At 69.5% G+C, this 24,259-nt stretch carries 22 protein-coding genes and 4 pseudogenes; 12 read left to right on the forward strand and 14 right to left on the reverse strand.

Features of this window, described 5'->3' with window-relative positions; all coding sequences use genetic code 11:
* Positions 1 to 244 precede the first annotated feature (244 nt).
* The 3 genes from OOK41_RS13910 to OOK41_RS13920 form a co-directional block, all read right to left on the reverse strand.
* Positions 245 to 877, reverse strand: a complete 633-nt coding sequence (locus OOK41_RS13910; RefSeq protein ID WP_266267822.1) for an IS701 family transposase — start codon at positions 875 to 877, stop codon at positions 245 to 247.
* Complete coding sequence (locus OOK41_RS13915) at positions 775 to 1,068, reverse strand: hypothetical protein (RefSeq protein WP_266265156.1); 294 nt, start codon at positions 1,066 to 1,068, stop codon at positions 775 to 777. The genes OOK41_RS13910 and OOK41_RS13915 overlap by 103 nt, the downstream gene beginning before the upstream one ends.
* Before the next feature lie 469 nt (positions 1,069 to 1,537).
* Positions 1,538 to 2,119: a TetR/AcrR family transcriptional regulator gene (locus OOK41_RS13920; RefSeq protein ID WP_266265157.1), complete on the reverse strand. Its 582-nt coding sequence runs from the start codon at positions 2,117 to 2,119 to the stop codon at positions 1,538 to 1,540.
* A 67-nt stretch (positions 2,120 to 2,186) separates the two neighbouring features.
* On the opposite strand from OOK41_RS13920, the gene OOK41_RS13925 reads away from it, so the two are divergent.
* Positions 2,187 to 3,200 carry a hypothetical protein gene (locus OOK41_RS13925; protein WP_117672531.1) on the forward strand — a complete coding sequence of 338 codons (1,014 nt, stop codon included), beginning with the start codon at positions 2,187 to 2,189 and terminating at the stop codon, positions 3,198 to 3,200.
* Positions 3,201 to 3,794: 594 nt separating this feature from the next.
* Here OOK41_RS13925 and OOK41_RS13930 read toward each other — a convergent pair.
* Positions 3,795 to 4,466, reverse strand: a complete 672-nt coding sequence (locus OOK41_RS13930; protein WP_266267823.1) for a phosphotransferase family protein — start codon at positions 4,464 to 4,466, stop codon at positions 3,795 to 3,797.
* Positions 4,467 to 4,572: 106 nt separating this feature from the next.
* Here OOK41_RS13930 and OOK41_RS13935 point away from each other — a divergent pair, with 106 nt between their 5' ends.
* The 5 genes from OOK41_RS13935 to OOK41_RS13950 all read left to right on the forward strand — a co-directional run bounded on the left by OOK41_RS13935 (position 4,573) and on the right by OOK41_RS13950 (position 10,467).
* Entirely contained in the window at positions 4,573 to 5,301 is a 729-nt protein-coding gene (locus OOK41_RS13935; RefSeq protein WP_266265159.1) for an ABC transporter ATP-binding protein, read from the forward strand.
* Positions 5,301 to 7,166 (forward strand): ABC transporter permease, encoded by a 1,866-nt coding sequence (locus OOK41_RS13940; protein ID WP_266265162.1) that lies wholly within the window; start codon positions 5,301 to 5,303, stop codon positions 7,164 to 7,166. Before OOK41_RS13935 ends, OOK41_RS13940 begins: the two co-directional genes overlap by 1 nt.
* 960 nt (positions 7,167 to 8,126) lie before the next feature.
* A complete protein-coding gene (locus tag OOK41_RS13945) occupies positions 8,127 to 8,420 on the forward strand; it encodes a hypothetical protein (RefSeq protein ID WP_266265178.1) in 294 nt (97 codons plus the stop codon).
* Positions 8,421 to 8,632: 212 nt separating this feature from the next.
* Complete coding sequence (locus OOK41_RS31900) at positions 8,633 to 9,478, forward strand: hypothetical protein (RefSeq protein WP_323136165.1); 846 nt, start codon at positions 8,633 to 8,635, stop codon at positions 9,476 to 9,478.
* On the forward strand, positions 9,370 to 10,467 hold the full coding sequence (locus OOK41_RS13950; protein WP_323136259.1) for a DUF6882 domain-containing protein: 1,098 nt from the start codon (positions 9,370 to 9,372) through the stop codon (positions 10,465 to 10,467). Before OOK41_RS31900 ends, OOK41_RS13950 begins: the two co-directional genes overlap by 109 nt.
* A gap of 179 nt (positions 10,468 to 10,646) precedes the next feature.
* Here the strand turns inward: OOK41_RS13950 and OOK41_RS32045 are convergent.
* Positions 10,647 to 11,048: pseudogene (locus tag OOK41_RS32045) on the reverse strand (glycosyltransferase); the annotation flags it as partial.
* On the opposite strand from OOK41_RS32045, the gene OOK41_RS13955 reads away from it, so the two are divergent.
* Entirely contained in the window at positions 10,955 to 11,824 is an 870-nt protein-coding gene (locus OOK41_RS13955) for a hypothetical protein (protein ID WP_266265183.1), read from the forward strand. The pseudogene OOK41_RS32045 and the gene OOK41_RS13955 sit on opposite strands and share 94 nt — an antisense overlap.
* A gap of 309 nt (positions 11,825 to 12,133) precedes the next feature.
* Here OOK41_RS13955 and OOK41_RS13960 read toward each other — a convergent pair whose 3' ends face one another.
* The 7 genes and pseudogenes from OOK41_RS13960 to OOK41_RS13990 all read right to left on the reverse strand — a co-directional run bounded on the left by OOK41_RS13960 (position 12,134) and on the right by OOK41_RS13990 (position 16,678).
* Complete coding sequence (locus OOK41_RS13960) at positions 12,134 to 13,102, reverse strand: pentapeptide repeat-containing protein (RefSeq protein WP_266265184.1); 969 nt, start codon at positions 13,100 to 13,102, stop codon at positions 12,134 to 12,136.
* Between the two features lie 695 nt (positions 13,103 to 13,797).
* A complete protein-coding gene (locus OOK41_RS13965) occupies positions 13,798 to 14,754 on the reverse strand; it encodes a hypothetical protein (RefSeq protein ID WP_266268065.1) in 957 nt (318 codons plus the stop codon).
* Positions 14,721 to 14,954: a hypothetical protein gene (locus tag OOK41_RS13970; protein ID WP_266268066.1), complete on the reverse strand. Its 234-nt coding sequence runs from the start codon at positions 14,952 to 14,954 to the stop codon at positions 14,721 to 14,723. Before OOK41_RS13970 ends, OOK41_RS13965 begins: the two co-directional genes overlap by 34 nt.
* A 76-nt stretch (positions 14,955 to 15,030) precedes the next feature.
* Positions 15,031 to 15,282: pseudogene (locus OOK41_RS13975) on the reverse strand (helix-turn-helix domain-containing protein); the annotation flags it as partial.
* Positions 15,279 to 15,947 (reverse strand): tyrosine-type recombinase/integrase, encoded by a 669-nt coding sequence (locus OOK41_RS31905; RefSeq protein WP_323136260.1) that lies wholly within the window; start codon positions 15,945 to 15,947, stop codon positions 15,279 to 15,281. The pseudogene OOK41_RS13975 and the gene OOK41_RS31905, both read right to left, overlap by 4 nt.
* Entirely contained in the window at positions 15,838 to 16,374 is a 537-nt protein-coding gene (locus tag OOK41_RS13985) for a hypothetical protein (protein ID WP_266265187.1), read from the reverse strand. Before OOK41_RS13985 ends, OOK41_RS31905 begins: the two co-directional genes overlap by 110 nt.
* 76 nt (positions 16,375 to 16,450) lie before the next feature.
* Positions 16,451 to 16,678, reverse strand: coding sequence for a hypothetical protein (locus tag OOK41_RS13990; protein ID WP_266265188.1), 228 nt, complete (start codon positions 16,676 to 16,678; stop codon positions 16,451 to 16,453).
* 786 nt (positions 16,679 to 17,464) lie between these two features.
* Between OOK41_RS13990 and OOK41_RS13995 the strand changes: the two genes are divergently transcribed.
* Both OOK41_RS13995 and OOK41_RS14000 read left to right on the forward strand, forming a co-directional pair.
* The gene (locus tag OOK41_RS13995; protein ID WP_266265190.1) at positions 17,465 to 18,004 is read left to right on the forward strand and encodes a DUF6528 family protein; all 540 of its coding nucleotides are present in this window, start codon (positions 17,465 to 17,467) and stop codon (positions 18,002 to 18,004) included.
* A 409-nt stretch (positions 18,005 to 18,413) separates the two neighbouring features.
* The gene (locus OOK41_RS14000) at positions 18,414 to 20,126 is read left to right on the forward strand and encodes an ISAzo13 family transposase (protein ID WP_266262960.1); all 1,713 of its coding nucleotides are present in this window, start codon (positions 18,414 to 18,416) and stop codon (positions 20,124 to 20,126) included.
* Positions 20,127 to 20,182: 56 nt separating this feature from the next.
* Here OOK41_RS14000 and OOK41_RS14005 read toward each other — a convergent pair whose 3' ends face one another.
* The gene (locus tag OOK41_RS14005; protein ID WP_266265192.1) at positions 20,183 to 21,019 is read right to left on the reverse strand and encodes an IS5 family transposase; all 837 of its coding nucleotides are present in this window, start codon (positions 21,017 to 21,019) and stop codon (positions 20,183 to 20,185) included.
* A gap of 438 nt (positions 21,020 to 21,457) precedes the next feature.
* Between OOK41_RS14005 and OOK41_RS14010 the strand changes: the two genes are divergently transcribed.
* Both OOK41_RS14010 and OOK41_RS14015 read left to right on the forward strand, forming a co-directional pair.
* Positions 21,458 to 21,898: a hypothetical protein gene (locus OOK41_RS14010; protein WP_266265193.1), complete on the forward strand. Its 441-nt coding sequence runs from the start codon at positions 21,458 to 21,460 to the stop codon at positions 21,896 to 21,898.
* A 43-nt stretch (positions 21,899 to 21,941) separates the two neighbouring features.
* A pseudogene (locus tag OOK41_RS14015) lies at positions 21,942 to 22,754 on the forward strand (IS5 family transposase); the annotation flags it as partial.
* Between the two features lie 37 nt (positions 22,755 to 22,791).
* Here OOK41_RS14015 and OOK41_RS14020 read toward each other — a convergent pair.
* Positions 22,792 to 22,884: pseudogene (locus OOK41_RS14020) on the reverse strand (IS5/IS1182 family transposase); the annotation flags it as partial.
* Between the two features lie 167 nt (positions 22,885 to 23,051).
* Between OOK41_RS14020 and OOK41_RS14025 the strand changes: the two are divergent.
* Entirely contained in the window at positions 23,052 to 23,624 is a 573-nt protein-coding gene (locus tag OOK41_RS14025; RefSeq protein WP_266265195.1) for a hypothetical protein, read from the forward strand.
* Positions 23,625 to 24,259: the final 635 nt, after the last annotated feature.

Raw genomic sequence — 24,259 nt, forward strand, 5'->3', positions numbered from 1 at the left:
TTCCTAATACTCCAACGTCATCTGATCTTTGGTCTGCTGTGGTGACCGAGTCTGCGCTGGTAGTGGGACCGTCGGGCTCGGGCTTGGGATGTTCGGCGCCAGGTTGACCAGTGCAGGGTGTGCGCTGGCGGGAACGGTTGGGTGAGGACGAAGGCGTTGAGGAGTCGGCGGATTTCGGCGACGGTCAACGCGATGATCTCCGGGTCGGCGTTGGGCTGCTGGGCGGTGGTGGCGGCGAGGATGGTCAGGACGGCAGGGCGAGCATTGCCAGGGTGATGAATCGGTGCCAGCCGGTCCAGCCGCGGACCTGGTAGTGGTCCAGGCCGACCTGGCCCTTGCCGGTCTGGAACAGTTCCTCGATGCTCCAGCGGGCACCGGCCACGGTCACGAGGGTGTGCAACGGCACCTGCCGGGGTGACCAGCACAGGTAGAAGGCCAGTTCGCCGGTGGTGCGGTTGCGGCGGATGAGCAGCCACCGATACTCACCCCGGCTGGTGGCGGTGGTGACCCAGGCCCACAGGTAGTCGCGGGGACCTTTCGCACCCGGCCCGCAACTGTGCAGCTGCCACTCACGGGTGGGGATCCGCCCAGCGACCTCGTCGACACGCACGAGGGTGCGGCCGTCGTTGACCGCCACGCGTCGGTCACTGCCGACGGCCAGGACGCAGCCGATCCCGCGGTGCTCGAGGTCAGCGCGTAGGCCGGGGTCGGCGCCGTAAACCTCGTCGCCGGTCACGAATGCGGCGGGGACACCGGCGTCGAGCACGGCGGCGATCATCTGCCGGGCCAGGGCCGGTTTCGTGGCGAACTCGACCTGGTCGGGGCCGCCGGCGGCGGCGAGGCGGTCGGGCTGTCGACCGGTTCGGCCTGGGCCCAGTCGACGGTGCGGATGTCGCCGAGGTTCGGGATGCCGAGCCAGTGATGGGCGAGGACGGTGCCGGCGTGCCGGTCGGTCTCGGCGTACCAGGCGAGCTGGCCGCCGAGCACCAGCTCGACGGCCAGGTCAAGTCCTCCGTAGCCGGTGCAGACCGAGCTGACTCGTGGTGCGGCGGCGTGTGCAACGTTCACGCCACCTCCCCAGGCCCCGCGGCGGCGGGTGCCGCCGCGTCGTGCTGCAGGTCCACGGCCCACAGCCAGGCGCATCCACCGGAGGGCGTGGGCGCAGTACCACCTCGTCTAGCGGCACCCGGGCGCTGTGCAAGAAGAACTGCCACGCAGCGGGTGCCCCTCCACGTTGGCCTTCGCGGAGCCGTTGCGGATCGCGCGGTCGAAGGCGACCGCGTCAGCCCACTCCGCAGGGCTGTTCGCCCGCAGGTCGGCCCAGAAGCCGTCGTCGTGAAACGGGTATCCCACTTCCCTGTCAAGTTCCAGCGTGTTGCGTCGGCGCTCCGGCCGATCGCCTATCCCGGCGGGTTCTGACGTCAAGTGCTGTTCCAGCGCCGTTTGTCCGGCGTGGAGTGTGCACCGGTGGTAGCAGCGCGACCTTGGCGAAGTTCGATTTCGTCATTCGCCGTGCCGATGCGGCCGAGGTGCTGCGTTAGCCGCGGCCGCGTACCAGGGGGAGGAACACCTCGTCCACGATCTCGACGAGCACCTCGTCGGGGACCGAGGGGATACCGCGCATCGCGTACTCGGCGCGTAGCAGCATTGTCGGTGTCGTCGCCACCCGGTGATGGGCGGCCGCTGCCGGCGCCTCGCCGCGGGCTGCGGCCCGTTCGAGCATTCCGAGCCAAGCGCGGTCCATGGTGTCTGCGCCGGACCGTTCGCGCATGAGGGTGAGTAGCTCGGGGTCGTCGGCTGCGGCGGCGAGCAGACCGCGCAGGATTGTTCCGTGTGGCGACGACCATGTCTGGTTGGCCTGTCGGAGCATCTCGAGTGCGTCGCCTCGCAGGGTGCCCGTGTCGGGGTTTGGCATGGCGGCGTCGGACAGGTGGCGATACGCCGCGATGCCGAGGGCTGCCCGGTGCGGCCATCGGCGGTAGATGGCGCTTTTGTTGGTCCCGGCGCGGGCGGCGACCCGGTCCATCGTCATGCCCGTGTAGCCGGACTCGCGTAGTTCGTCCGCTGCGGCGTGCAGGATCGCCCGTTCCAGTTCTTCGCCCCGGCGCCTCGTGCTCATGCCTTGTAGGGTACTGGACGTACCCTATAGGGTACGCGACGTACCGTAAGAGGGAGAGGAACTCTTGATGCGCGTCTTCGGCATGAACTACGACACCGGCTTCGTGAGCGCCGGATCCACCACTCATGAGCCGTTCGACCCCGACACGGTGCGGAACGACCTGCGTGTCATCCGCGACGAGTTGCACTGCGACGCGGTCCGTATCACCGGCGGTGTCCAAGACCGGCTGGAGCTGACCGCGCGGCTCGCGGCCGAGATTGGGCTTGAGGTGTGGTACTGCCCGTTCACCAACGGCCTCGACCGCGACGGGCTCATGGCGTTCGTGCTCGACGGCGCCGAGCGGGCCGAACGGCTGCGGCGCGGCGGCGCCTCGGTCGTGTATCTCGCCGGTTCGGAGATCTCGATGTTCACCGACGGTTTCCTGCCCGGCCGGGACCTGGCGGAGCGGATGGCGCTGTTCACCGATCCGATGCGGATGAGGGAGGCGATCCCGGCCGCCCGGGCCGCCGTGCGCGACTTCTTCGCCGAGGCGGTGCCCGCGGTGCGCGAGCGGTTCGGTGGCCTGGTCGGATACGCCTCGATCCCGCTCGAGGACGTCGACTGGGCCCAGTTCGACATCATCGCCAGCGACGCCGGCTACCGCGACGCGACCAACTCCTCGGTGTTCCCGCAGACCCTGGCGGCGGCGGTGGGGCAGGGCAAGCCGTACGCTGCGACCGAGTTCGGCTGCTGCACGTTCCGCGGCGCCCCCGACGTGGCGGGCGGGGCCGAGCCGGTGACCTTCGACGAGCATGGCCGTGCCGTGAAGCTGACTGCGGAGTTGGAGCGCGACGAGGAAGGCCAAGCGCGCTACATCGTCGACCTGCTGCGCGACTACGAGGTTGGCGGAGTGGAAGCGGCGTTCGTGTACACCTTCGCGAATCGGCACCTACCGACCACCGGCGATCCTGAGCACGACTACGACTTGGCTGCGCGTGGGATTGTGCGAGTGCTGCCGGACGGCTCATGGACACCCAAGGCCGCTTTTCGCGCCCTCGCCGAGTACGGTCGTTCCCGCACGCTGAGCCGGTCTGCCTCCTAGACATCGGACTCCAGCATCTCGGTGACGCCTCAGTCCGGGAGCTGGTTCCTGCCAGAAGGTAGGGCGACCAAGCGGCCCGATCTGGCGGTGCCGGTACGCAGTTCGTGGTTCTCAAGTTCGAGCACGTTAGCCGAGAAGACCCGCAACGACCTTCTCGCCCACCTGCAGAACCTCAACCCGACGGAATTCGCCGACACGCTCCGCCACCTGTCCCGCACCACCCTGGAATACACACACTGACCCGAGCTAGACCCATCACAACCGGGACAAGGATGGCATATCGGCCCACTCGCCGCCACCCGCACTCGATGTGTGTGTGCTCGCCGGCGGGCGCGCTGTCGGACCGGGTCGTGGACGACGTGACGGGTTTTCTGATCGACGGGGACCCGGCGGTCCCTGCGGTGGCCCGGCGCTTTGCCGACCGGGTCGTGTTGCTGCGCGAGGATCCTTCGTGTCTGGAGAGGATGGCGCAGGCGGCTCGTGACCTGGCGGCGACTCACGATTGTGCGCACGTGCTGCCTACCTGGGAGGAGGCGTTCGCAGGGGACTTTGGGGTCCGCGTGAACCCGGTTGGCCGGGTCTTGAGGTTGGCGGTCAGGCGTAGGGGTTGGCGCTGCTGTAGGGCATGTCGACTCGCTCGTGCTGGATGGTGAACTCCTCGCGGCGGCGGTCGCGCTGTTTCCACAAGACCGCCAGCCATCGTAGGGCGCAGGTGCGCTGGTTCGCGGCGAACAGGTGTCGGTTGGCATCGGTGACGCCGAGGTCGGGCAGGAGCTGGGTCCACTTGCTGTCCGGGACCGCGCGGCCGGAGATGTGTTCGATGAGGTCGGCGGCGTCGAAGGCTAGGTTGCTGAAGCCGGCGTACTCGAAGTCGACACAGGCGGCGCTGTCGTCGGTCGTCATCCAGTTGAGCAGGTTCGCATCACCGCGGGACAGTACCGGCGTGGCTGGCGCGGTGACCAGGTCCGCGTCCCCGCTGCGCTGCCATGCCGCGAGCAGCTGCTGCATGACGGGGGTGAGCGGGTCGTCGGGCCGGCTGGCCAGCAGCTCCGGCCACGCTTGCGTCAGGCGGACTATGTAGTGCTCCCCGGTGTCGATCCGAGGAAGTCCGGCCATCAGGCCGGTCAGGGGCACGGCCTGCAGCTGCGTGGTGGCGTGCGCAAGGGCGCGCAGGGCGGCCAGCTGGTCTGCGGCCTCGATCAGCGGCTGGCCGTGGAGCCGGGTCATGCCGATCGCGGGCTCGACCGGTGTCTCGTCGAGCCACAGCGGGGCGGGGACGGTGGTCGTCCCCTATCGCCGGGTCGGTCCTCAGGGTCGGCTGCGGGTGCGTCCCCTGATGCGGTTCGGGCCGATCGTCGGGCAGGCTGCGCGCATGACACACGCAGTCGAACTCCGCGCCGTGCACCGGGTGTACGGCCGGGGCGACACCACCATTCGCGCTCTCGACGGGATTGATCTGAGCTTTCCTACCGGTACCTGGACCGCCGTGATGGGCCCCTCGGGTTCGGGCAAGTCGACGCTGCTGCACTGCGCGGCGGGTTTGGAGCGGGTCACGTCCGGCACGGTGAGCCTGGCCGGGCAGGACATCACCAGGGCCAGTGATGACGAGTTGACCCGACTGCGGCGTACCAAAATAGGATTTGTATTTCAGAGCTTCAACCTGATGGGCGCCTTGACGGCGGAGCAGAATGTGGCCCTGCCGCTGCGGATGGCCGGCCAACGGCCCGACCGCCGGAAGGTGCGGGAGATTTTGACCCGGGTCGGCCTCGGCGACCGGCTCAAACACCTGCCCAGGGAACTGTCCGGCGGGCAGCAGCAGCGGGTCGCCCTGGCCCGGGCCATGATCACCCGACCGGCAGTGCTGTTCGGCGACGAGCCGACCGGGGCGCTGGACACTGGGTCCACCCGCGTGGTGCTCGGCCTGCTCAGGGAGCTCGTCGAGGAGGGGCAGACCATCGTTGTGGTCACCCACGACCCGGCTGCGGCGGCCAGCGCCGACCATGTGCTGTTCCTGTCCGACGGTCGGATCGTCGATGGCCTGACCTCGCCCACCGTGCACCAGGTCGCCGCACGGCTCGCCCAGCTCGAGGTGACGGTCTGATGCTGCAGATGTCGTGGCAGACCTTCCGCGCCCGGTGGCAACTGTTCGCGGGCGCTTTCGTGGCCGTGGCCCTCGGCGTCGCCCTCGTACATTCGTCGTTGCTCCTGCTGATGGCCGCGGTGGACCCGGTGCTACCCGCCGGGCTGTCGGCCACCGAGGTCCAGCGGCTGCGCGCCGGCTACGACGGAACCAGCTCCCTGCTGGCGATGGTGCTGACGATCGCCGGATTCCTGGCAGTGTTCGTCGTCGGTTCCACCTTCGCGTTCACCGTCGCACAGCGCCGGACCGAACTGGCCACGTTGCGGCTGAATGGTGGCAGCCGATGGCAACTGCGCCGGCTGCTGCTCGGCGAGGCACTGATCCTCGGCCTGCTCGGCTCGGCGGCTGGGATCGCGTGCACCGAACCGGTACTGCGTGGCCAGCTCGCAGTGCTGCGGTCCTTCGAGTTCGTGCCGGACTCCTTCGACGCGCCCTGGCGGGGCTGGACGCCGGTGGTGTCCGTCGGAGTGGGGGTTGTGGTCGGACTGTGTGGGGTGTTCAGCGCGGCGCAACGGGCGGCCAGGGTCGAGCCCCTCGAAGCGCTCCGCGAGACCGGCGCCGCCCGCCGAGTGATGACCGCGTCCCGCTGGGTGGTCGGCGGACTGTTCCTCACCGGCACGGTCGCGATCGTTGCCAGCGCGCCGAGCGTGCCGGCCGACTACGCGCTACCGCTGTACCTGGGGCTGTGCATGACCCTGGCCGTGACACTCAACGCGTTCGCGCCGCTGGTGGTGCCGCTGGCCAGTCGGGTACTCGGCGTCATCGCCCGGGGCCCGCTCGGCGAACTGGCGATGGCCAACCTGCGGGCCGGGGTCCGCCGGACCTCGTCCATCGCGGCACCGGTGCTCGTGCTCGTCGCCATCGTCGGTGGACTCGCCGGCAGCGTTGACACGGTGTCCACCGCAATGCTCCGTGAGCGGACCGAGTCGTTGACCGGGGAACTACGGGTCCGTGCGGACCGGCCGGTCGGCGCCGAACTGGCCGCCCTGCCCGGGATGCGGGCGGTATCCGCCGAGGCCGGGGTCAACCTCGGCCCGGACAATCCCACCGCGATCGCCGTGGACCCGGCCGCCTACCAGGCCACCCACCGGGTCGAGGTCACCGCCGGGGACTTCGCCGCAGTGGTCGGCGACGGGGTGGCCGTGCGCGCCAACGCCACGCCCGGCCGGGTGTTCAGCCTCGGTGACGAGCTCCTCGCCCCCGACGGCCGACGGTTGCGGGTAGTGGCGTTACTGCCCCCGGTCCTCAACGACATCGGCATGTTCGTGCCCGCCGCCATGGGCACCGAACAGGCGGGCACCGGCTACTGGCTACGCACCGACCAGCCCGACCAGGTCGCCGCCGCGATCCGAGCCGCCGGACTCGGCGAGGTAACCAGCCGCGCGGACTGGCTGGAGGACTTCCGCCGCAGTCAGCGGCGCGACAGCAACGCCGTGCTGCTGGCGTTGCTCGGAGCCGGCACGCTCTACGCGGCCATCGCCGTCGTCAACGCCGTGATGATCGGGGCCGCCGACCGGCGGGCCGAGTTCGCCGCCGCCCGACTGACCGGACTCACCCGCCGCCAGGTGGTGCGCACCGCCCTCCTGGAGAGCCTGGCGGTGGTCGGGATCGGCCTGACACTCGGAGGACTCGCCGGCGCAGGCACCATCTACGGCGTCAGCCGCTCACTGGCCGACCTTACCGGCCACTGGCACGCCGAGGTGCCCTGGGCCCTGATCAGCTCCTTGACCCTGGCCGCGGTACTGCTGGTCACCACCGCCAGTACCCTGTCCACCCTCGCAGCGACTCGCATCCCAGCGATCCGCCTGGCCGGCGCCGGGAACTGACCCCGAACACGGCGAGACGGCTGCTGGACAACTGGGCCCGTCAGCGTCGAAGCGCTCGTCGAAGCCGATCAGGTTCAGGCTGGCGGTGCCGGTCAGGTGTACGCGCTGGCCGTGGACCGCGAGGTCGTGGGCGGCGCCGGCGAGCAGGCCCAGGCCGACGGAGTCGCAGAACGTCATCACGTTCGAGGCCCCCGCTCGAGTAGCCGTCCCCAGCCGAAAACTTACTGATGGGTAGGTTCAAGCTTTCCGGCTTCGGGCTGCGGGATTCAGTCGGTTGCGAATCTGGGCCAGGGACAGGTGTGGGCCGGTCACCGTTCAGTCCACCCCGAGGGTGAAGGCGAGCTGGGTCAGGGTGGCTGGGGCGCGGGAGTCGCGGGTGACCTGGGCGAACAGGCCCCGGGCGGCGGGTCGCTGGCGTACCTCGGCCGGTGCGGGGCCCGTTGCCTGGTTGCGGAGGAAGGTCCGCCAACTGGTGTCCTGCTGGCGGGGCGGCGGGCCGGGTGAGGTTCGCCGTGCAGGAGTTGTTCGGGCCGGCCGCTATCGCTGACCGCTCGGTGCAGGCGGTCCAACGTGTCGGCGAGAAAGATCCGGTCCGCGTCGGCCAGCTTCGGCGTCCGGTCGTGGTCCGCCACGAGCGTTTGGGCCTCGGAAACCCGGTCCGTGAAGTGCGGGGTGGGCAGGTCGACCCGGCGCATTCCGGCGTGCAGACGTTCGAGCGCTCTGGCGTAGTCCGCGGGTGGGATCGCTTGACTAGTCACCGGTTCGTAGTAGGTCCACAGAGTGACCACGTAGTCGTCCCAGACGAAGACCTCAGGCGCTTCCAGCGCGGCCACCGGGCTCCCGACCTCGAACAGTCGCTTAGCGGTCGTATCTACTCGGAGTCTCGACGCGGCGGGTGGAGAAACTGCTCGAGCTCGAACTGGGGTGGCTCGCATCCCTGCGGCTTGTCAGGATGGGGGTATGTCGGCAGAGGCCAGCAAGCAGGGGTTCGCCCTGAGGATCGAGGACATCTTCACCTTGACCGGACGCAGGACGGTCGTCGTCGGCCGCGTCGAGACCGGCGTGCTCCAGCAGGGCGAGTCGGTTGACGTGTGGGACGGCGAGCAGGTGGTCGGAAGCGCACGGGCCTCGATCGAATTCGTCTGCAGGCCGGGCGCACCGCGACCTGCGAGCGATCTGATCAGCCTCAGTCTCGGCGACTTCGACAGGACTCTGCTGAGGCCCGGGCAGGTCGCGCGAAGCTCTCGCACCTGAGCAACAGGGGCTATCTCAGGTCTCGTCCGTTCCTGGACCCGGCCGGATGATCTCGTGGGTTACGGGCATCCCGTTTCCGGCGGTGCGCGCATCGTCGCGTCCGGACTCCCGCGGATTCTGGTCCCCGGATTGTCGGCTGGGTCTTGTTGGGTTCGTGGAGAACGACGCGGTAGGCGGACCAGCGCCAGCGGGTGGGGCCGAGAGGGATGAACATGATCAGCGGCTTCGACACGACCAGGTTCCGGCAGGAGGAACCGGCCACGTGGCGGCACCCGCGCAGCGGAGACATGATCAGGGGCTCGTTGTCCGGGTCGCCGTTGAACGAGCCGGTCTGGCTGGAGGACGTGCCCGCCATGCAGCGGAACCTGGCCCGGGAGTACGCCGCGTCTGGCTGCCTCATCGAGGCTGTCCCCGTGCAGCTGGGCGGCGACGTCCCGGCGGTGTACCAGTTGGCGAAATTCCCGGCCCCGACTCAGCCCGGGGTCCCGACCGCGGGGATGGTCTACACCGCGAGCGTGTACGTCGCCAAGGCGTCGGGCTTCGCCCTGCTGCAGTACTTCGCCGCCGAGTCCGGCACGACCGGCATGCGGGAGGCGAGGCTCGTCGCCCAGCTCGGCATGTCGCGGGACCTGTACCCGCCGCACCCGTACGACCCCGGCCTGGAGTCGGCGGTGCCGTACAACGGCTTCGACGACCCGATCTACGACACGATGTTCCCGGACCACCCGCTGAGCCGGGTCCGTGCCTGGGCGGCCCGGTCGCTCCCGGCGGTCGTCGTCGACCCGGCGTTCGCGGGGCTGGCCGACTTCGTCCCCTCGCTGCAGGCGCACGCCCAGGCGTCCACCGCCGCGAGTACGGGGCCCGCGGCTACGGCTGGGCGTCATTGCAGCCGCTGGCGAACCGGGGCGCGCTGTACGCCCTGCTCCGGCAGGCCCAGTTCCAGCGGCTGCTGGACCCGCTGGACACCCCGACCGTGTTCGTCGACGCGGCGAACGGGGTCTTCCGGGCCACCTCTGAGGAGGATCCTTCACGGGTCGTCGAGGCGGTGCCGCACCTGATCGGCATCTTCCATCCGGACCGCCGGGAGCTCTGGCCGGGATGGAGCTACGACGACGGCGACGAGGTCTCGCACCAGCTCCGGACGCACGGCGAGCAGCACCGCATCCCGGAGCTCACCGGGCGGACCGTGCTGTTCCCGCCCACGCCTCTGGACCCGGTGGACTGGGCCTCCGGTGCGGCGCACCAGCTCGGTGAAGCAGCGGTGCAGATCACCGGCCGCGGGCCGTACTACGTCGGCAGCAACGGCTCGAGCGGAGTGACCGTGCTCCTTCTGGACCCAGAGCTGCCGCCGTTGACCGTCGCCGACGCGATCGCATTGCTGCCGGGCCTGCTGCGCGAGAAGGCGGTCCACGACCCGTGGGCCGCCGTGCAGGGACTGGCGCGCCTCGCGGACTGGGGGCTGTCGCCGACCGGCAAGGACGGCGACCTGGCGTTCGACGCCGTCTTCGCCCGGGACGAGGGTGGACGCCCCGCGCGGACGGACGGCGGCATCGGCTGGGGCGAGTTCCGGGACGGGCCGCCGCCGCGCACGGTGACGCTCTACGACATCGACAACCGCATAAAGATCGCGTTCGACGAGCACGGGCGCATCAGCTCGGCACTGCCGGTGCTCGCCCGCACCCCCAGCGAGGAGTTCCTCTACATGGAGCTGCACAGGTGCGCCTGCGGAAGCTCAGGGATCGACGTCCAGGACCCGTCGTACTCCGACCAGGACGGCGTGTTCCTGAGGCGATACGCCTGGGCGTGCGACGAATGCGGCAGGGGACCGGGAGTTCTGGTTCCGGCTCCCGTATCAGGTCGAGCCGGCCCCGCCGACGGCCGGATGCTGGCCCAGCTCGACAGGTCCACGAACCCGCCGGCACGACGCAGCGCATCGGCGTCGAGTAGCGCGGTGCTACCGATCAGCTCGACGGAAAGCGGCGCGACGATCCCGGCGGGGGAGTCCAGCCGTGGCGGGGTGCCGCCGTACGCGGCGGGCCAGGTGTGAAAGTGCGTGGTGAACAGGGCTTGTGCTGGGTCGAGCCGGCCGATCCCTGCCACCGGACGGGACTGGTACGGGCGCAGCGCCCGGTAGTAGAACGGCAGAATTACCGCCCCGGCGTCCCGGTCCTGTTCACGCACGACGCGCATGGTGTGTGCGGCACCAGCGGCGACGTGCGGGGTGAAGACGCAGTCGTCGTCGCCGAAGAGCAGCCACCGGCACGAGGCCGCCGCCACCGCCGCGTTTCGCGCGGCGTGAGCGCCAGCGTGTGCGGGCAGCCGGACGGCCCGTAGTGGGACACCGGGGGTGGCCTGATAGAGGTCGAGGACTTCGGGGGTGTGGTCAGTGGAGCCGTCATCGACGACGACGATCTCGGCCAGAACGTCGCCCCGTACGGCCAGGCCGGCCGGGACATCGCCGACGCTCGCACCCTCGTCGTGGCCGCCTGCGGTCTGGTCCGCGACCCGGCCGCCGCGGTGACCGGCGACCCGGTGTGGCTGCTGCCCGGCGAAGCCGCCGCCCGGGTGAGTCTCGCCGAGCTGCTCGCCGGGCGGATCGCCGCGCAGGCCCGCGCCCAACAGCACCACGACCAGCCGACGCCGACGCCGCCCGCCACGACCGCGTCGACCAGCTCGACACGATCCGCGACGCCGCCGACCTGGTCACCCAACTCCTGGGTACGTCCGCCGGGGACCTGGTCGCCCACTGGTACCCGGCCGACCTGCCCGCGCTGCTCGACGACGACCCCGAGCTCGTCGACGCGCTCCTGCACTGGTGGGCCGACCGCGACGACCCGAACCTGGTCGACCAGGCCCACCAGGCGCTGACCGACCGGCACGCCACCGCCTGGACACGACAGGCCCAGCCGCTGCTCGACGCCGCCCACCACCACGGCGACCACCCCCGGCTGCGCGCCGCCGCGGCCACCCTGGCCGTCGGCCGGCTGCTCGACGGGCACGTCATCGACCAGCTCGGTCAACCTCCGGTGAGGACCTGGTCGCAGATTCAGCAGGCGGCACTCCAGGACTACCAGGCCCGCCGCGACGACCAGGCCGCCGCAGTGTTGGCCAGGTTAGGCTGGCTGGCCCGCCGCCACACCAGCCCGACCCAGCTCGGCGACGACCACGACCACGAGCACCTGCTCGCCTGCGACACCTGCGCGATCGCCTACCCCCGCCCCGACCCGACCGGCCCCGACTGGTACGCCGGCGAGCACTGCCCACACTGCCACGCCGGCACTCCGATGCCGTACGAGCGCCGCGGCCAGGTTCCAGCCCTCGACGACCGGCTCGCCGCCATCCGCGCCCGCCTCACCGCCGGGGGCAAGGCAACCTTGCCCCCACCCCGCCCGCCGGCCGGCTGAACCTCGCCGGCTACCTCTCGGCGTTTTTCGCCGCCGCGGACTGCGCCCGCCTCGCCGCGCCCGTTCGGCCGGTCAGGCTGTCCGGGTTCTTGTCCCCAGCGGACTGCATTCGCGCCGCCGCCGCCGGCGTCATCGGCGTCGACGACTTGCCCCCGCCGCCAGTCGACCTTCCAGCCTTGCCGCTACCAGCGGACGACTTCCCGCCACCACTCTTGGCCATGGCCACATCCTGCGCCCGGCCACCACCACCCGTCATGCCGAACCGCAGAAACGTTCCTTTTGGTGTATCGGGCGCAGGGTCCGTAGGCGTCAGTCACACGGTGCCGGCCGGGCCACCCCCTCGGGTAACCGGGTGCGGTCATCAGTCCGGGCGCAGGTCAGGTACGCGCCGGTCAGGTCCGCCCTGGTCAGGTCCGCGCCGGTCAGGTCCGCGCCCTTCAGGTTCGCGCGGGTCAGGTTCGCGCCCCTCAGGTACACGCCGCTCAGATCTATGGTGGACAGGTCCGCGCGGGTCAGGTTCGCGTTGGTCAGCCGCGCACTGCTCAGGTCCGCCCTGGTCAGGTCCGCGCTGATCAGGTTCGCGTCGGTCAGGTTCGCGTAGACGATCGCGCCGCGTAGGTCCGCGCCGTCTAGCTCCGCGTCGGTCAGGTCCGTGCCGCTCAGAATCGCGGCGCGCAAGTCCGCGTCGGTCAGGTTCGCGTCGGTCAGGTCCGCCCTGGTCAGGTTCGCTTCGGTCAGGTTCGCTTCGGTCAGGTTCGCTTCGGCCAGGTCCGCCCTGGTCAGGCCGGTGTTGGCGAGGTCGAGTCGTTCTTTCGAACCACCCTTGTTGTCGTGGGTGCTGTCGCGGCGGCCCAGTACAGTCAGCGCGGCCTGGATGTCGACCGCCAAGGGAGACGGCGGCGTGAGCCGTTCGGGCGCGGGAGAGTGGACCCGGACGAACGCGGTGAGGATGTCGACGACGGCGGGCTGGTCGTCGCCCGAGTCGCGCATGATGCGCTCCAGGGCGTAAATCCCGCCGAGGCGTACGTCTACCTTCTCAGGACCAGGCTGGCCGAGCTGCTCGACCGCCTTGGTGAACCGGTCGGTGACCTGCCCCTGCTCGGTGAGCCGCTCTTGCTCCCGGTTGGCGTCGCTCGTCTCGCGGTTGGCATCGGCGGTGAAGTACAAGCCGATGGCTACGAACAGCACCGACAGGATGCTGCCGATACCCACCAGGCGCTGCCCCCAGTCGGGCTTGCCCTCGATCGACCCCGCGGGCACCACCTCCAGCCGGGCCACCGCCGGCTGGGCCGGACGCAACGCCCGAGGCCTGACCGCAGGCCCACTCGCCACCCTCCACCGCCTCCCCGGAACAGGCACACCACGCCGACCACTTACCGCATCCGACCGACCACGAAACGACATGCATCCATTGCAGCCGACCACAACCACCAACGAAAACCCCACAGTCACACCCAGGCATCACGACCAGACGGCCCCGACCGACCCTCGTGCAAGCGCCGATACGGCCCCGGTGGGCGAAGCTGCCGCCGGCGGAGCGGGAGCGACGGATGGCGCAGAGCGCCGGCCGCCGGCGAGGCCCCGGCGGAGCGGCAGCGCCGCGCCGCACAGGGCCAAGCCGCCCGGCAACGGGCCGCGAACGACCCAACCGAGCGGCAACGTCGCGCCGCGCAGAGCCGGGCCGACCGCGAGCAGGCCGCGATCGACGACGCGGTCCACCGCACCGTCTACGGCGGCGACATCAACTTCATGTCCAAGGACGACTGGTGACCCCCGCTCACAGCGACTCACAGCCCAGGTCACCCCGCGTCTGTCAGCCCGATTCGGCGGTCTGTCAGCGCCGGCCGCCGACGCCGGCGCCTTCTGACTCCCGACGGCGTTAACCCCTTCCATAGGGGGTTCCGTGAAGGCTTCGTCGACCGGGCGTCGGCGAGCACCCACCAGCGGGCACGCTCAGCCGCTCACAGCGCAGGTCAGCCGCCCTGTGACAGACCGGTGCGGGGGGCTTGCAGTACGAGTTGGCGGAGCGCTGAGATTCGGGCCTCGCCGAGGGGGAATCCTGATGCGCGTAGTCGGCGGTGCAGGGTGGCGTAGGCGACGGGCTGGTCGGGCAGGCGGCCGGGGAACAGCCACTGACCGCCGTGGCCGGCTTCGTCGATCAGGCGGTGGAGTAGGTGCGCGGCCGGGGTTGGTAGTGGGATGGGCGGGTCGCCCAGGCGTAGGTGTGGGGTGCCGTCGATGGTGAGCAGGTCGTCGTGGGTGAGTCGGTGTATTCGGCTGAGTGGTTGGGCGTAGAGCAGCATCAGTACGGCTGCGGCCCGCGCTGGTAGCGCCGCGGCGTCGTCGGTGAGGTAGTGGCGGAGTAGTTCGAGGCGGTGTTGCTGGGTGATCGTGGTGCCGGGTTTGAACGTGACCTGGTGCACGACCAGTCCGCGGGGGAGGTGGCCGTGCGAGGTGGCCCAGGTGAGGAAGCCGCGTATTCGGTAGCGTTGGTGGACTCGGTGGGTGGCGTACCAGGTGTCGAGTTGGGTCTGAGTGAGCGCGGCCGGTTCGACGCCGCTGTCGTGTAGCCAGGTCAGGAAGAGTTGGGCTTGGGTGAACTGTTGGGTGGCGTAGGGCTTCGCGGTGGAGCGCAGCGGTCGGCTGGCGGCGGTTGCGCGTAGCCGGGGGAGTTGGTGCCAGAGCGCGTATTGGCGTAGTACCTGCTCGTGTGGGTGCTCGGTGAGTTGGGCGAGACGGTGGCGCAGCCAGGACTCGATGTCGGCCAGGTTCGGGTCGACCGGGGGCACGATGCCGTAGGCGATCAGCCGGTGGCGTAGGTGGCGGGCGGCGCCGGGGCGTGGCCAGGTGGAGAGGCCGTCGTGGCTGAGCGGGACGCGGCCGGTAGCGAGCGCGGTCAGCAGTTCGGCGGCCTGGGTTTGTAGAGCCACAGCCGTGATGTGGACAGGTTCGGGGCGTTGCGCAGCGCGGTCGCCAGCGGCCGCAGTGCGGGACGGATGTGGCCGGTGCCGTCGTCGAGTAGCAGGGCGATGCGCCGGTTGAGCTTGCAGGCCGGGCAGAGCGGTCGCCGGCCGGGGCGGCCCGGCGGCACGGTGCCGCAGTCGCCGCACGCGATCTCTGCGCTGGTCATGGTGTGGAGCGCAGTGTCGCCCGTTTGGGGCGGATCGCCTGCGGGTTGCCGGGGCGGGCTCGCCAGCCGCGGCGATGCGCCGGGGTGCGAGGTTCTCGGCGTTGGTGGTGATCAGGTGCGCGGGGGTGGTGTCGAAGATGTCGCAAAGTGCGGCGAGGACCGGCAGGGACAGCCGCTCGGGTGTGCCGGAGACCAGGCGGTGCACCTGGGACGCGGACAGGGCGATCCCGCGCTCGGTGAGCAGCGGGACCAGTTCGGTGGTGGCGAACATGTGGTGCTCGGCCATGATCTGTCGTAGTCGCCATTGGTAGGTGACGTGGCGCTTCATCCGGTCGCTCCTGGGAGGGCTTGGCGCATGGTCTGGTCCAACGCGGCTCGCAACGTGCGGGTGCGGAAGTCGGAGGAGACGCAGGTGTAGATCGAGGTGGTGGAGGCGTGTTCGTGGCCGGCCTGTTGCTGCACGAACAGCGGGTCCCAGCCGGCCTCGATCAGATGGGTGACGTAGGAGCGGCGCAGCGAGTGAAAGTCCAGGCCCGGGCCGAGGCCGAGCGCGTCGCGGTAGGTGGCGAGCTGGCTGTTGATCCGTTGCAGGCCGATGCGGTCGCGGCGCTCGGACGGCCATAACGCCGGGTTGCCATCGTGGGCCAGCAGCGGTCGCACCTCGGCGATCGGGGCTCGCACCCGGTGCAGGTCTGCCACGAGTGGAACACCGCGGTGCACGTGCAGAGCAACGAGTCCGACCCACGCAAACGCGCGTTCACCGTCGACGAGCTCCAGGCGCTGTTCGATCACGCCGACGAGCAGGTCATGCGGATCCGCGGCGCGGGCCGCAAGGGCTGGCTGCCTGCGTTTCGGGACGCGACGCTGCTGAAACGCCCGCGGGCTACGCCGCAACGAGGCCAGGATGCTCGACGTCGTCGACTCCAGCGCCAATCCGCACGCCCCCGAGTTCGGTGATCTCGGCGTCTGCCACGTGCGGCACGGCAAGGCCATGGCCGGCTCGGCGCCGAAACGGCGCAGCGTCCTGACCATCTGGCCATGGGGGAGGACATCCTGCGACAGTGGACCGTTGCTGGCACTGGCCCGCCCAGCCGTAGGCCGGGTCGGTGAGGTATTCGCAGAACAGCCTCACGGCCTCCTGGTAGCCGCGCAGCGTTGAGCGTGCCAGCCCACGCACCGCCCGCAGGTCGGTGCTCCACTCGTCGACCATCTGCGGCAGCCACTGCCACGGGTAGTTGTTGACGTGCTCGGCGAACGCCCGGATCACCCGCAGCCGCGCCGCGATCGTGGCGAACGACAGGTTCCGCGCCGTCTGCTGGGCCTGCCAGCCGTCGAGCATCGCCGCGAACACCTGCTCTTCTGGCCGTAGCAGCGCTACCCCGGAGACCACGTGGATGCCGGCCGCGCCCTTGATCGTCACGCTCGGTGTAACGGACGACGGTCGCATTGGATGCGACTTTCCCGCACCAGATGCGGTCGCCCCGGAAAGCCCCAGGTCACCACCCTGCCCGACCAGACGAAGACCCACGCCCTTCGATGCCGAACTTGCGCAACCAATCGATCAGCAGCGCGACGGCGGCACGGAAGGCGTGCGCCTGGCGCTCGGTCTCCGGCAGGGTCAGGGTGGCCAGCACGCCCTCGCGGGCCTGGGTGTAGGTCTCCCCGGTGCTGTCGCGGCGCTCGATCACCGCGCGGGTGAGCCTGCGGTTCGTCTTCGGCATCATCAGCTCGCTTCTCGGCGGGGTGCGCCCACGCCCGATCCCACCGACACGAGGTCATGCCCGACAGCGGTGAGAGTTGGTGAGGCGCTGAGTCTGAGACGTCTTCTCCGCTCGTCGCCCGGCCCCGGCGTGGCGGGGATGGGGCTCCTGGATCGGCTGGCGCAACAGCCGTGCGCGCAGCCCGGGTGCTGTCCGGTACGCCGCGCGACACCCTGAACGTGGTCGACCGTGACACGCTGTCGCCCATCCAACGCCATCATTGGCAGCCGGTTACCAGTCGCATACGCTCGAACACCATCAGTCGTGGTGCAGGCCGACATTCCGTGGGCCGCACCCGTCAACGCCCCCCGACGGGGCTCGTAAAACGGGAAGGTTCATGGCGATGATGCGATCGGCAGACAGGGCGCGACGGCGGTGGCGCGCGATCGGCGCAACCCTCGGCGCGGCGACGGTGGGCATGGTGGGAGTGCTGGTCGCGCCGACCGGCGCGCAGGCGGCCAGCGACCGGGTCGCGGTGGTCGACCAGCGGTACGGGGTCAGGATCTTCAGCGCCGGCGCCAGTCGGTGGACGGCTGGTTCGGCCCAGTGGTCGTGGAAGCGACCCGCCGGCAGCGGCTGGAAGAACCTCTCCGACGTCAAGTTCCGCAAGCAGGGCTCGCGGTACGTGGTCCTGGTGGCCGCGTCCGGCGGCCGGGCCGGGATCATCGACTACGCCACCCGCAAGGTGCGGTACCAGGTCACGCCAGGCGGCAACCCGCACGCCATCGAACTGCTGCCAACGGCGCTGTCGTGGTCGCCTCCTCCGATCCCGGCAAGCTCACCCTCTACGGCAAGGGCCGGACCAGCCCGGCCGCCACGAAGGCGTTCGCCAAGGCGCACGCCGTCTACTGGGACAGCGCCATCAAGCGCCTCTGGGCGGCCGGCGGCACCCGGCTGTGCAGCTACAAGGTGAGCGGCACGGCCATCGCTCCTAAACTCACCAACGCCGCCTGCCGGACGGTCACCGGAAACGTGCACGACCTGTCACCGGTCTACGGCACCTCCGCCAACCTGTGGATGAGCAACACCAGCCACGTTTACCGGTACGACATCAACCGCAACCGATTCCAGCGGGCACCCGGGTACATCGACACAAGCAAGATCAAGAGTGTCGGTAACCACTCCGGCGGGCTGGTCTTTACCACCAAGGTCGGCGGTGCGAACGGCGACGGCACCTACGGCAACGGCAACGTCTGGCTGTATCGGCTGAACGGTTCCTACGTCGGCAACCGCTACCTCTCCGGGGCGGCGATCTACAAGGCCCGGCCAGTGGTCTGGAGCTACCGGTAGCCACGCCCCGGAGCCGGTGGCGGGTGCCCGCCGGGTCTCCTAGGCCTGCCGGCAGGCCCTTCGGGGAGGAGAGTGGTGGGGGCGCACCCACGTGGTCCGGGTCGGGCCACTCCCGCCGGGGCACCGGACGCGCCGGTGGCCCACGGGTAGGTCCGCTACCGGGGCTGCACGTCGGGGTCGGCGCTCACCGCTTGCCGCCCGGCCGATCGATGCGGGCCTAGAGACCCGGTAACGAGCGGAGCCAGGGGCAATGGCAGTCACCCCCTGGCTCGGCATGTACATCAGGCTGGCGGGAGCTGGGTAAGCCGGTCTTGCATGGCGGCCTGGTCGTCGCGTCGGGCCGGAACGAGGCTAAGGGCTCGCAGAGAATCAACCTGTTGCTTCTGGTGACTCGGCTCGTTGGTGTGGTATGTGCGTCTCCGGTTCGGTCTGTCGCCAACTCGCGGTGAAGTTTGAGGTGTTGTTCGCGCATTTGGACGAGCGGCAGCGGCGGCTGCTGATGGGGGCCGAGGCCCGGGTCCTGGGACATGGCGGGATCCGGGCGGTCGCGCGTGCGGCTGGGGTCAGTGAGACAACGGTGCGTAAGGGTGTGGACGAGTTGGAGGCCGGCGAGGAACCGCTGGGGCGGGTGCGCCGGCCCGGCGGCGGTCGGAAGAAGGCTGCGGACGTGGACCCAGGTCTGCGACCCGCGCTGCTGGCACTTGTCGAGCCGGATGTGCGCGGGGATCCGATGTCGCCGCTGCGCTGGACGACGAAGTCGACCCGGAATCTCGCAACCGAGCTCACCCGTCAGGGACACAAGGTGAGCGCTGACACGGCCGGGGACCTGCTGCGTGAGGAAGGCTTCAGCCTGCAGGCCAATGCCAAGACCGTCGAAGGCACGCAACACCCCGACCGCGGCGCCCAGTTCCGCTACATCAATGACCAGGCCAAGGACCACATGGGTGCCGGGGACCCGGTGATCAGCGTGGACACCAAGAAGAAAGAGCTGGTCGGAGACTACAAGAACGGCGGGCGCCAGTGGCGGCCTCAAGGTGAGCCGGTGCTGGTCAAGACGCACGACTTCCTGGACCGGCAGGGGCTGGGCAAGGCAATCCCGTACGGGATCTACGACATCGCCGCCAACACCGGCTGGGTCAGCGTTGGCACCGACCACGACACCGCCGCGTTCGCGGTGGCCTCGATCCGCCGCTGGTGGCAGGCAGTCGGTCGCCACGAATACCCGCGTGCCGCCCGGCTGCTGATCACCGCCGACGCGGGCGGCTCCAACGGCTACCGCACCCGCGCCTGGAAGATCGAACTCGCGGCCCTGGCCGCCGAGACCGACCTGGACATCACCGTCTGTCACCTTCCGCCCGGCACATCGAAGTGGAACAAGGTGGAACACCGGCTGTTCTCCCACATCAGCATGAACTGGCGCGGCAGGCCGCTGACCAGCCACGAAGTGATCGTGAACAGCATCGCGGCGACCACCACCCGCACCGGGCTGAGAGTCCACGCCGAACTCGATCCGGGCACCTACGACACCGGGGTCAAGGTCACCGACGACGAGATCGATGCGCTTCCGATGACCCGCCACCGTTTCCACGGCGACTGGAACTACACGCTCCAGCCCGTCGGGTCCCAGCTGGCCGACGACCGAGAGGCAGGACCGCAAGCCGCCGCCACGAACAGCGCCGAGCAGCCCGGATGCCCGGACGGACTCAGCACCTCCCTGCTCCGCGACCCGGAACTGACGGGCATGACCATCGAGCAACTGGACGCTCTGGTCTGCTCGTTGATCCCGGCACTGGCACACCAACGTGAGCGGCTTCGCCACGAACGCCGGGGCAGTGAGCGACTCCGCGCGCGAGGCGCGGGCGCCAAGGACAAGCTCTCCGATACGGACCGGATCCTGGCCGCCGTCCTCTGCCTGCGCAAGATCGGCACCCACGACCTGCTCGCCCGGATCTTCGGCGTCGCCGGAAGCACGCTCACGCGGGCCGTCCAAGAGGTACGGCCCCTTCTGGCCGAACACGCGATCCCGCCCTCAACCGCCAGATTCCGCACCCCGGCCGACGTGGCCGCCCACCTCGACATGTACGGCAACCAGCCCCCGAGGAAGACGAAACGAACAGGTTGATTCTCTGCGAGCCCTTAGAGGACGTCTGATTCACGTATTTTGCCGGTTATGTTGGTTTAGCCGTATCGCCAGGTTGGGGTGGTTTCGGCGGTTAGCCTTTTGGCGAGGTTGTCGATCATGGCGATGGTGATCATGCTGGCGGAGTTGTCGGGTCGGGCTTCGTAGTCGCGGACGAGTCGGCGGTGGTGCATGAGCCAGCCGAGTGTGCGTTCGACGGCCCATCGGCGTTTGACCACGCTGAAGCCTTTGACCTGTGGGTCCTTGGTGACGATCTCGATGTCGATGCCGAGTTGGGCGCCGTGTTCGACGACGCGGTTTTTGAATCCGGCGTCGACCCAGGTCTTGGTCAGGGTGGGGTAGGTGGTGGTGGCCTGGTCGAGCAGGTCGATGCCGATGGCGTTGTCGCTGGCGCTGGCGGCGGTGACGATGACGGCGAGGAGTAGGCCGAGGGTGTCGGTGATGATGCCGCGTTTGCGGCCGACGGTTTTCTTCCCGGCGTCGGTGCCCTGTGTGGACAGTGGGACGTTGGTGGAGGTTTTCACACTCTGGCTGTCCATGATGGATGCCGTGGGTTGGGTCTTGCGGCGGTGGTGGTCGCGGACGAGGCCGGTGAGCTGGTAGTTGAGCTCGGTGAAGATGCCTTCCTTGCTCCAGGCGGCGAAGTAGCCGTAGACCGTCGCGTGGGGCGGGAAGTCGTGGGGCAGGTAGCGCCAGGCGATGCCGGTGCGGTTGACGTACAGGATGGCGTTGACGATCTCGCGTGGGTCGTGGGTGGGGGCGCGGCCGCTGACGCCGGCGTCGGTGCGGGCCTGTCGCCAGGCGGTCAGGCGGGGTGCGATCAGGGCCCAACGGGCGTCGGACAGGTCGGACGGATAGGCTCGCCGTTCGGTCATGGTGCAGGAGTACGGCAGCCGGGTGCCGGCTCGACGGACGTCATGTCCGTCGATGTCGGGGTGAAAGTGAGCCAGACACGATCGCGGGGTGAAGTGCTCCGATTCCGGTCAGGGTTGAGTCAGCCGCAATGTGTTCTTTCCGGATCGGGTCGGACATCTTGCGCTACCGAAGTTGAGGCGCGAATCGGTCCCTACTGGCTCGAAGGTGAAACAAACGTCCAGTTAGGGCGTGTCTGACAAAGGTTGAGCGTTCTGGCTGGAACTCTGGTCCCGTGTCGCGTCTTCAGTTGCTCTCGGATGCCCAGTGGTCGTTGATCGAGGGACGCTCCCGAAACCGACGGGACGCCCGGGCCGGAAGGGAATGGCCGCGACCTACAATCGCGGTGAGGGCGAAGCGCCAGGCCGAGATTCCGGCGCCGGTGTGAGGGAGGGGTCAGGATGTTCGGTTCGAAGAAGCTCAACGATCTGATGGCGCAGCTCAGGCCCGACCTGAGTCGGGAATCGCTCGGCGTCGGGCCCGACTTCCCGGGCGTCGCCCCGAACCCGCTCCTGAGCAGTGATGCATGGAAGCGCAATGCGGAACTGCGTACGGGGGCGCTTGCGCTCGGCGTTCTCGTCGACTGGCGGGAGGTCAGCAGCGACGGCAGTCCACGCGTGGTCCTGATGTTCGACGTGGAGACCGCCGACGGCATCTCGTTCCGCGGTATCGCAGACGAAGACCTCACGATCACCGAGCTCACCCGACTCGCCCCAGGACAGACGTTGCCCGTGCGCTACCGGCCGACCGTCATGGACCACTACGTCGCCCTTGCCCGGGACGCGGACCCCGCCCATGTGCAGCAGCTCTCTGACGAGATCGCGAGCCGCAAGCGGGCCTGACCCGAAGCCATTGGCCGGGTGCGGCTAGGGCGTGTCCGGCACAGGTTGAAGACCGTGCAAGTGGACCAGACGACAGATCATCGACGGCATACGGTGGCGGGTACGCACCGGTGCGCCATGGCGTGACGTGTCCGCGAACTACGGCCCGTGGCAGACGCTGTATCGATGGTTCCGCCGTTGGCAGCGTAATGACACATGGGCTCGCGTCTTGGCGGGGCTGCAGGACGCCGCCGATGCTGCCGGGCATCGACTGGAGTGTCAGCGTCGACTCCACGATCAGCCGTGCCCATCACCACGCGGCCGGTGCCCGTCGTGACGGCGACCGGCAGAAAGAACCACCGGGCGGGATCCATGCCGAACCTGCCGATCACGCGCTGGGCCGTTCGCGGGGCGGGTGGAGCACCAAGACGCATCTTGCCTGTGAACAGGGCCGTAAGGTCCTGGCCACCGTCGTCACGGCCGGGCACCGTGGTGACAGCCCGCAATTCACCACGGTCCTCGACCGCATCCGGGTTGCCCGCTGCGGGCCCGGTCGGCCCCGGACCCGCCCGCTGCAGGTTTGGCGGACCGGGCCTACACGTCCAGGGCCAACCGCGCCTACCTGCGCCGCCGAGGAATCAAGGCCTGCATCCCGAGCAAGAGCGACCAAGACGCCCACCGCCTCGCGAAAGGCTCCCGCAGCGGCCGGCCACCTGCCTTCAGCCCTGAGACCTACCGCCGGCGTCACGCCGTGGAGTGCGGCATCAACCAGCTCAAGCAACACCGCGCCATGGCCACCCGCTACGACAAACTCGCCGTGCGCTACGAGGCCACGCTGACCATCGCGGCCATCAACCAGTACCTCCGGGCCTTGTGAAACACGGGCTCAGGCGTGTTTCACAAGTCGGTCAGAGTCACTCGGTGATGATGGTGACGGTCAGGACGGCTTGGAAGCGGACGGCGAGTTTGTCGTAGCGGGTGGCGACACCACGGTGACAACGTCATCGGGTGCACCGCCGCGATGGCGCAGTGGGCCATGGTCGTCGTCCTGACCCGACGGCTGGTCCGCTTCCACCGCACCGGCCGCCTCCGAACCGTCACCAGCCCCGCCTGACTCGAACGACGACCCGCTCCGCGTCCTAAGCCAAGCCGGTAACAAGATACGGTCGGGATCATGACCCTCATCTTCGCCGACCTCGGCCTGCACCTGGGCGTCCTGGACGCCCTGCTGGATGACGCGATCGCTGCCGACGACCTCAAGGCGCTCATCGAGTCGACCGGCCCCGATGGCCCGGAGGACGGCTACCCAGGTCCAGGCCCGCGCCTGGAGGCGTCACTAGAGCTGTTACATGCCGTCGCGGTACCGTCGGCCGAGGCTGCAGCGATCACCCACTTGCAGTTCGACGGCGGCAGCGACATCTACATGCTGATCGAGCAGACCCTGGACATCGACACCGGCGGCGAGTCCGACGACTACAACGTGACGTCGCTGGAGGGCATTCACGCACTGTCCAGCCTGCGGTCCCTGGACCTGGACGGCCACGGCTACCGTCGAGGGCCGTTGGAGCTGACCCCGCTGACCGGCCACCCGGCCCTGTCGGAACTGGTACTGATCGGGAAATGCACGGGAGCGGCGGCGCTGGAGTCGCTGCCTGCGCTACACACCCTCGACGTCTCGCTGGCGCACCTCGACGACCCCGATGTCCTGACCCGCTTGGAGGCCCGCGGAACGACGGTCCACCGTTGACCGTGCCACAGCAGAGGCCGTTGCCCCACAGAGGCCGGGAGTCCTGGGTGGGGGAGCAGGTTGGTGCCCGACGCCCACTGCCTCGGCGCGGCCGACGCGCCCCCAACCGCATACATCTGCGGCGTCTGAGCAGTACAAAAGCGGTCGAGGTGCAGGCCGACTTCCACGGCGGGGCGTCAACCTGCGCCAGCCGGCGGCAGCGATGCGCTGCGCCTGGTTGCCGCTCGCTGGTGCATCCCGTAGTACCACCGGCGTGCATCTTTTCGGTTATTAAACTGCCGTAGTTCGATGACTGCCGGTCGCAAGGCCAAAGGCTCCAAAGGCGGCCGCCCACCCGCCTTCGACCGGCCGTGTCCTCCATCGCTACAAGCGGATCTTCATACGGCGATGGCGCAACTTGCTGGCGTGGTGGCCTTCATGCTCTTCGACGCCTACGAGCACGCCGATGCCCGGCGGCGGTTTGCCTTCGCGTTGCAGTGCGCTGAGATCGGCGGGAACTGGCACCAACGTGCTGTGCTGCTGGCCGACCGGGCTGACCGACTAACGCCGACGGAACGGGCGATGCTTCACACCGTGCGGGCTCGAGCCTTGGCCAAGTTCGGGCCAACCCGGGCTCAGGAGGTCTTTGCCGCCGT

Source organism: Micromonospora sp. NBC_01655 (assembly GCF_026339755.1).
In the GTDB taxonomy this organism is placed as follows: Bacteria; Actinomycetota; Actinomycetes; order Mycobacteriales; family Micromonosporaceae; genus Micromonospora.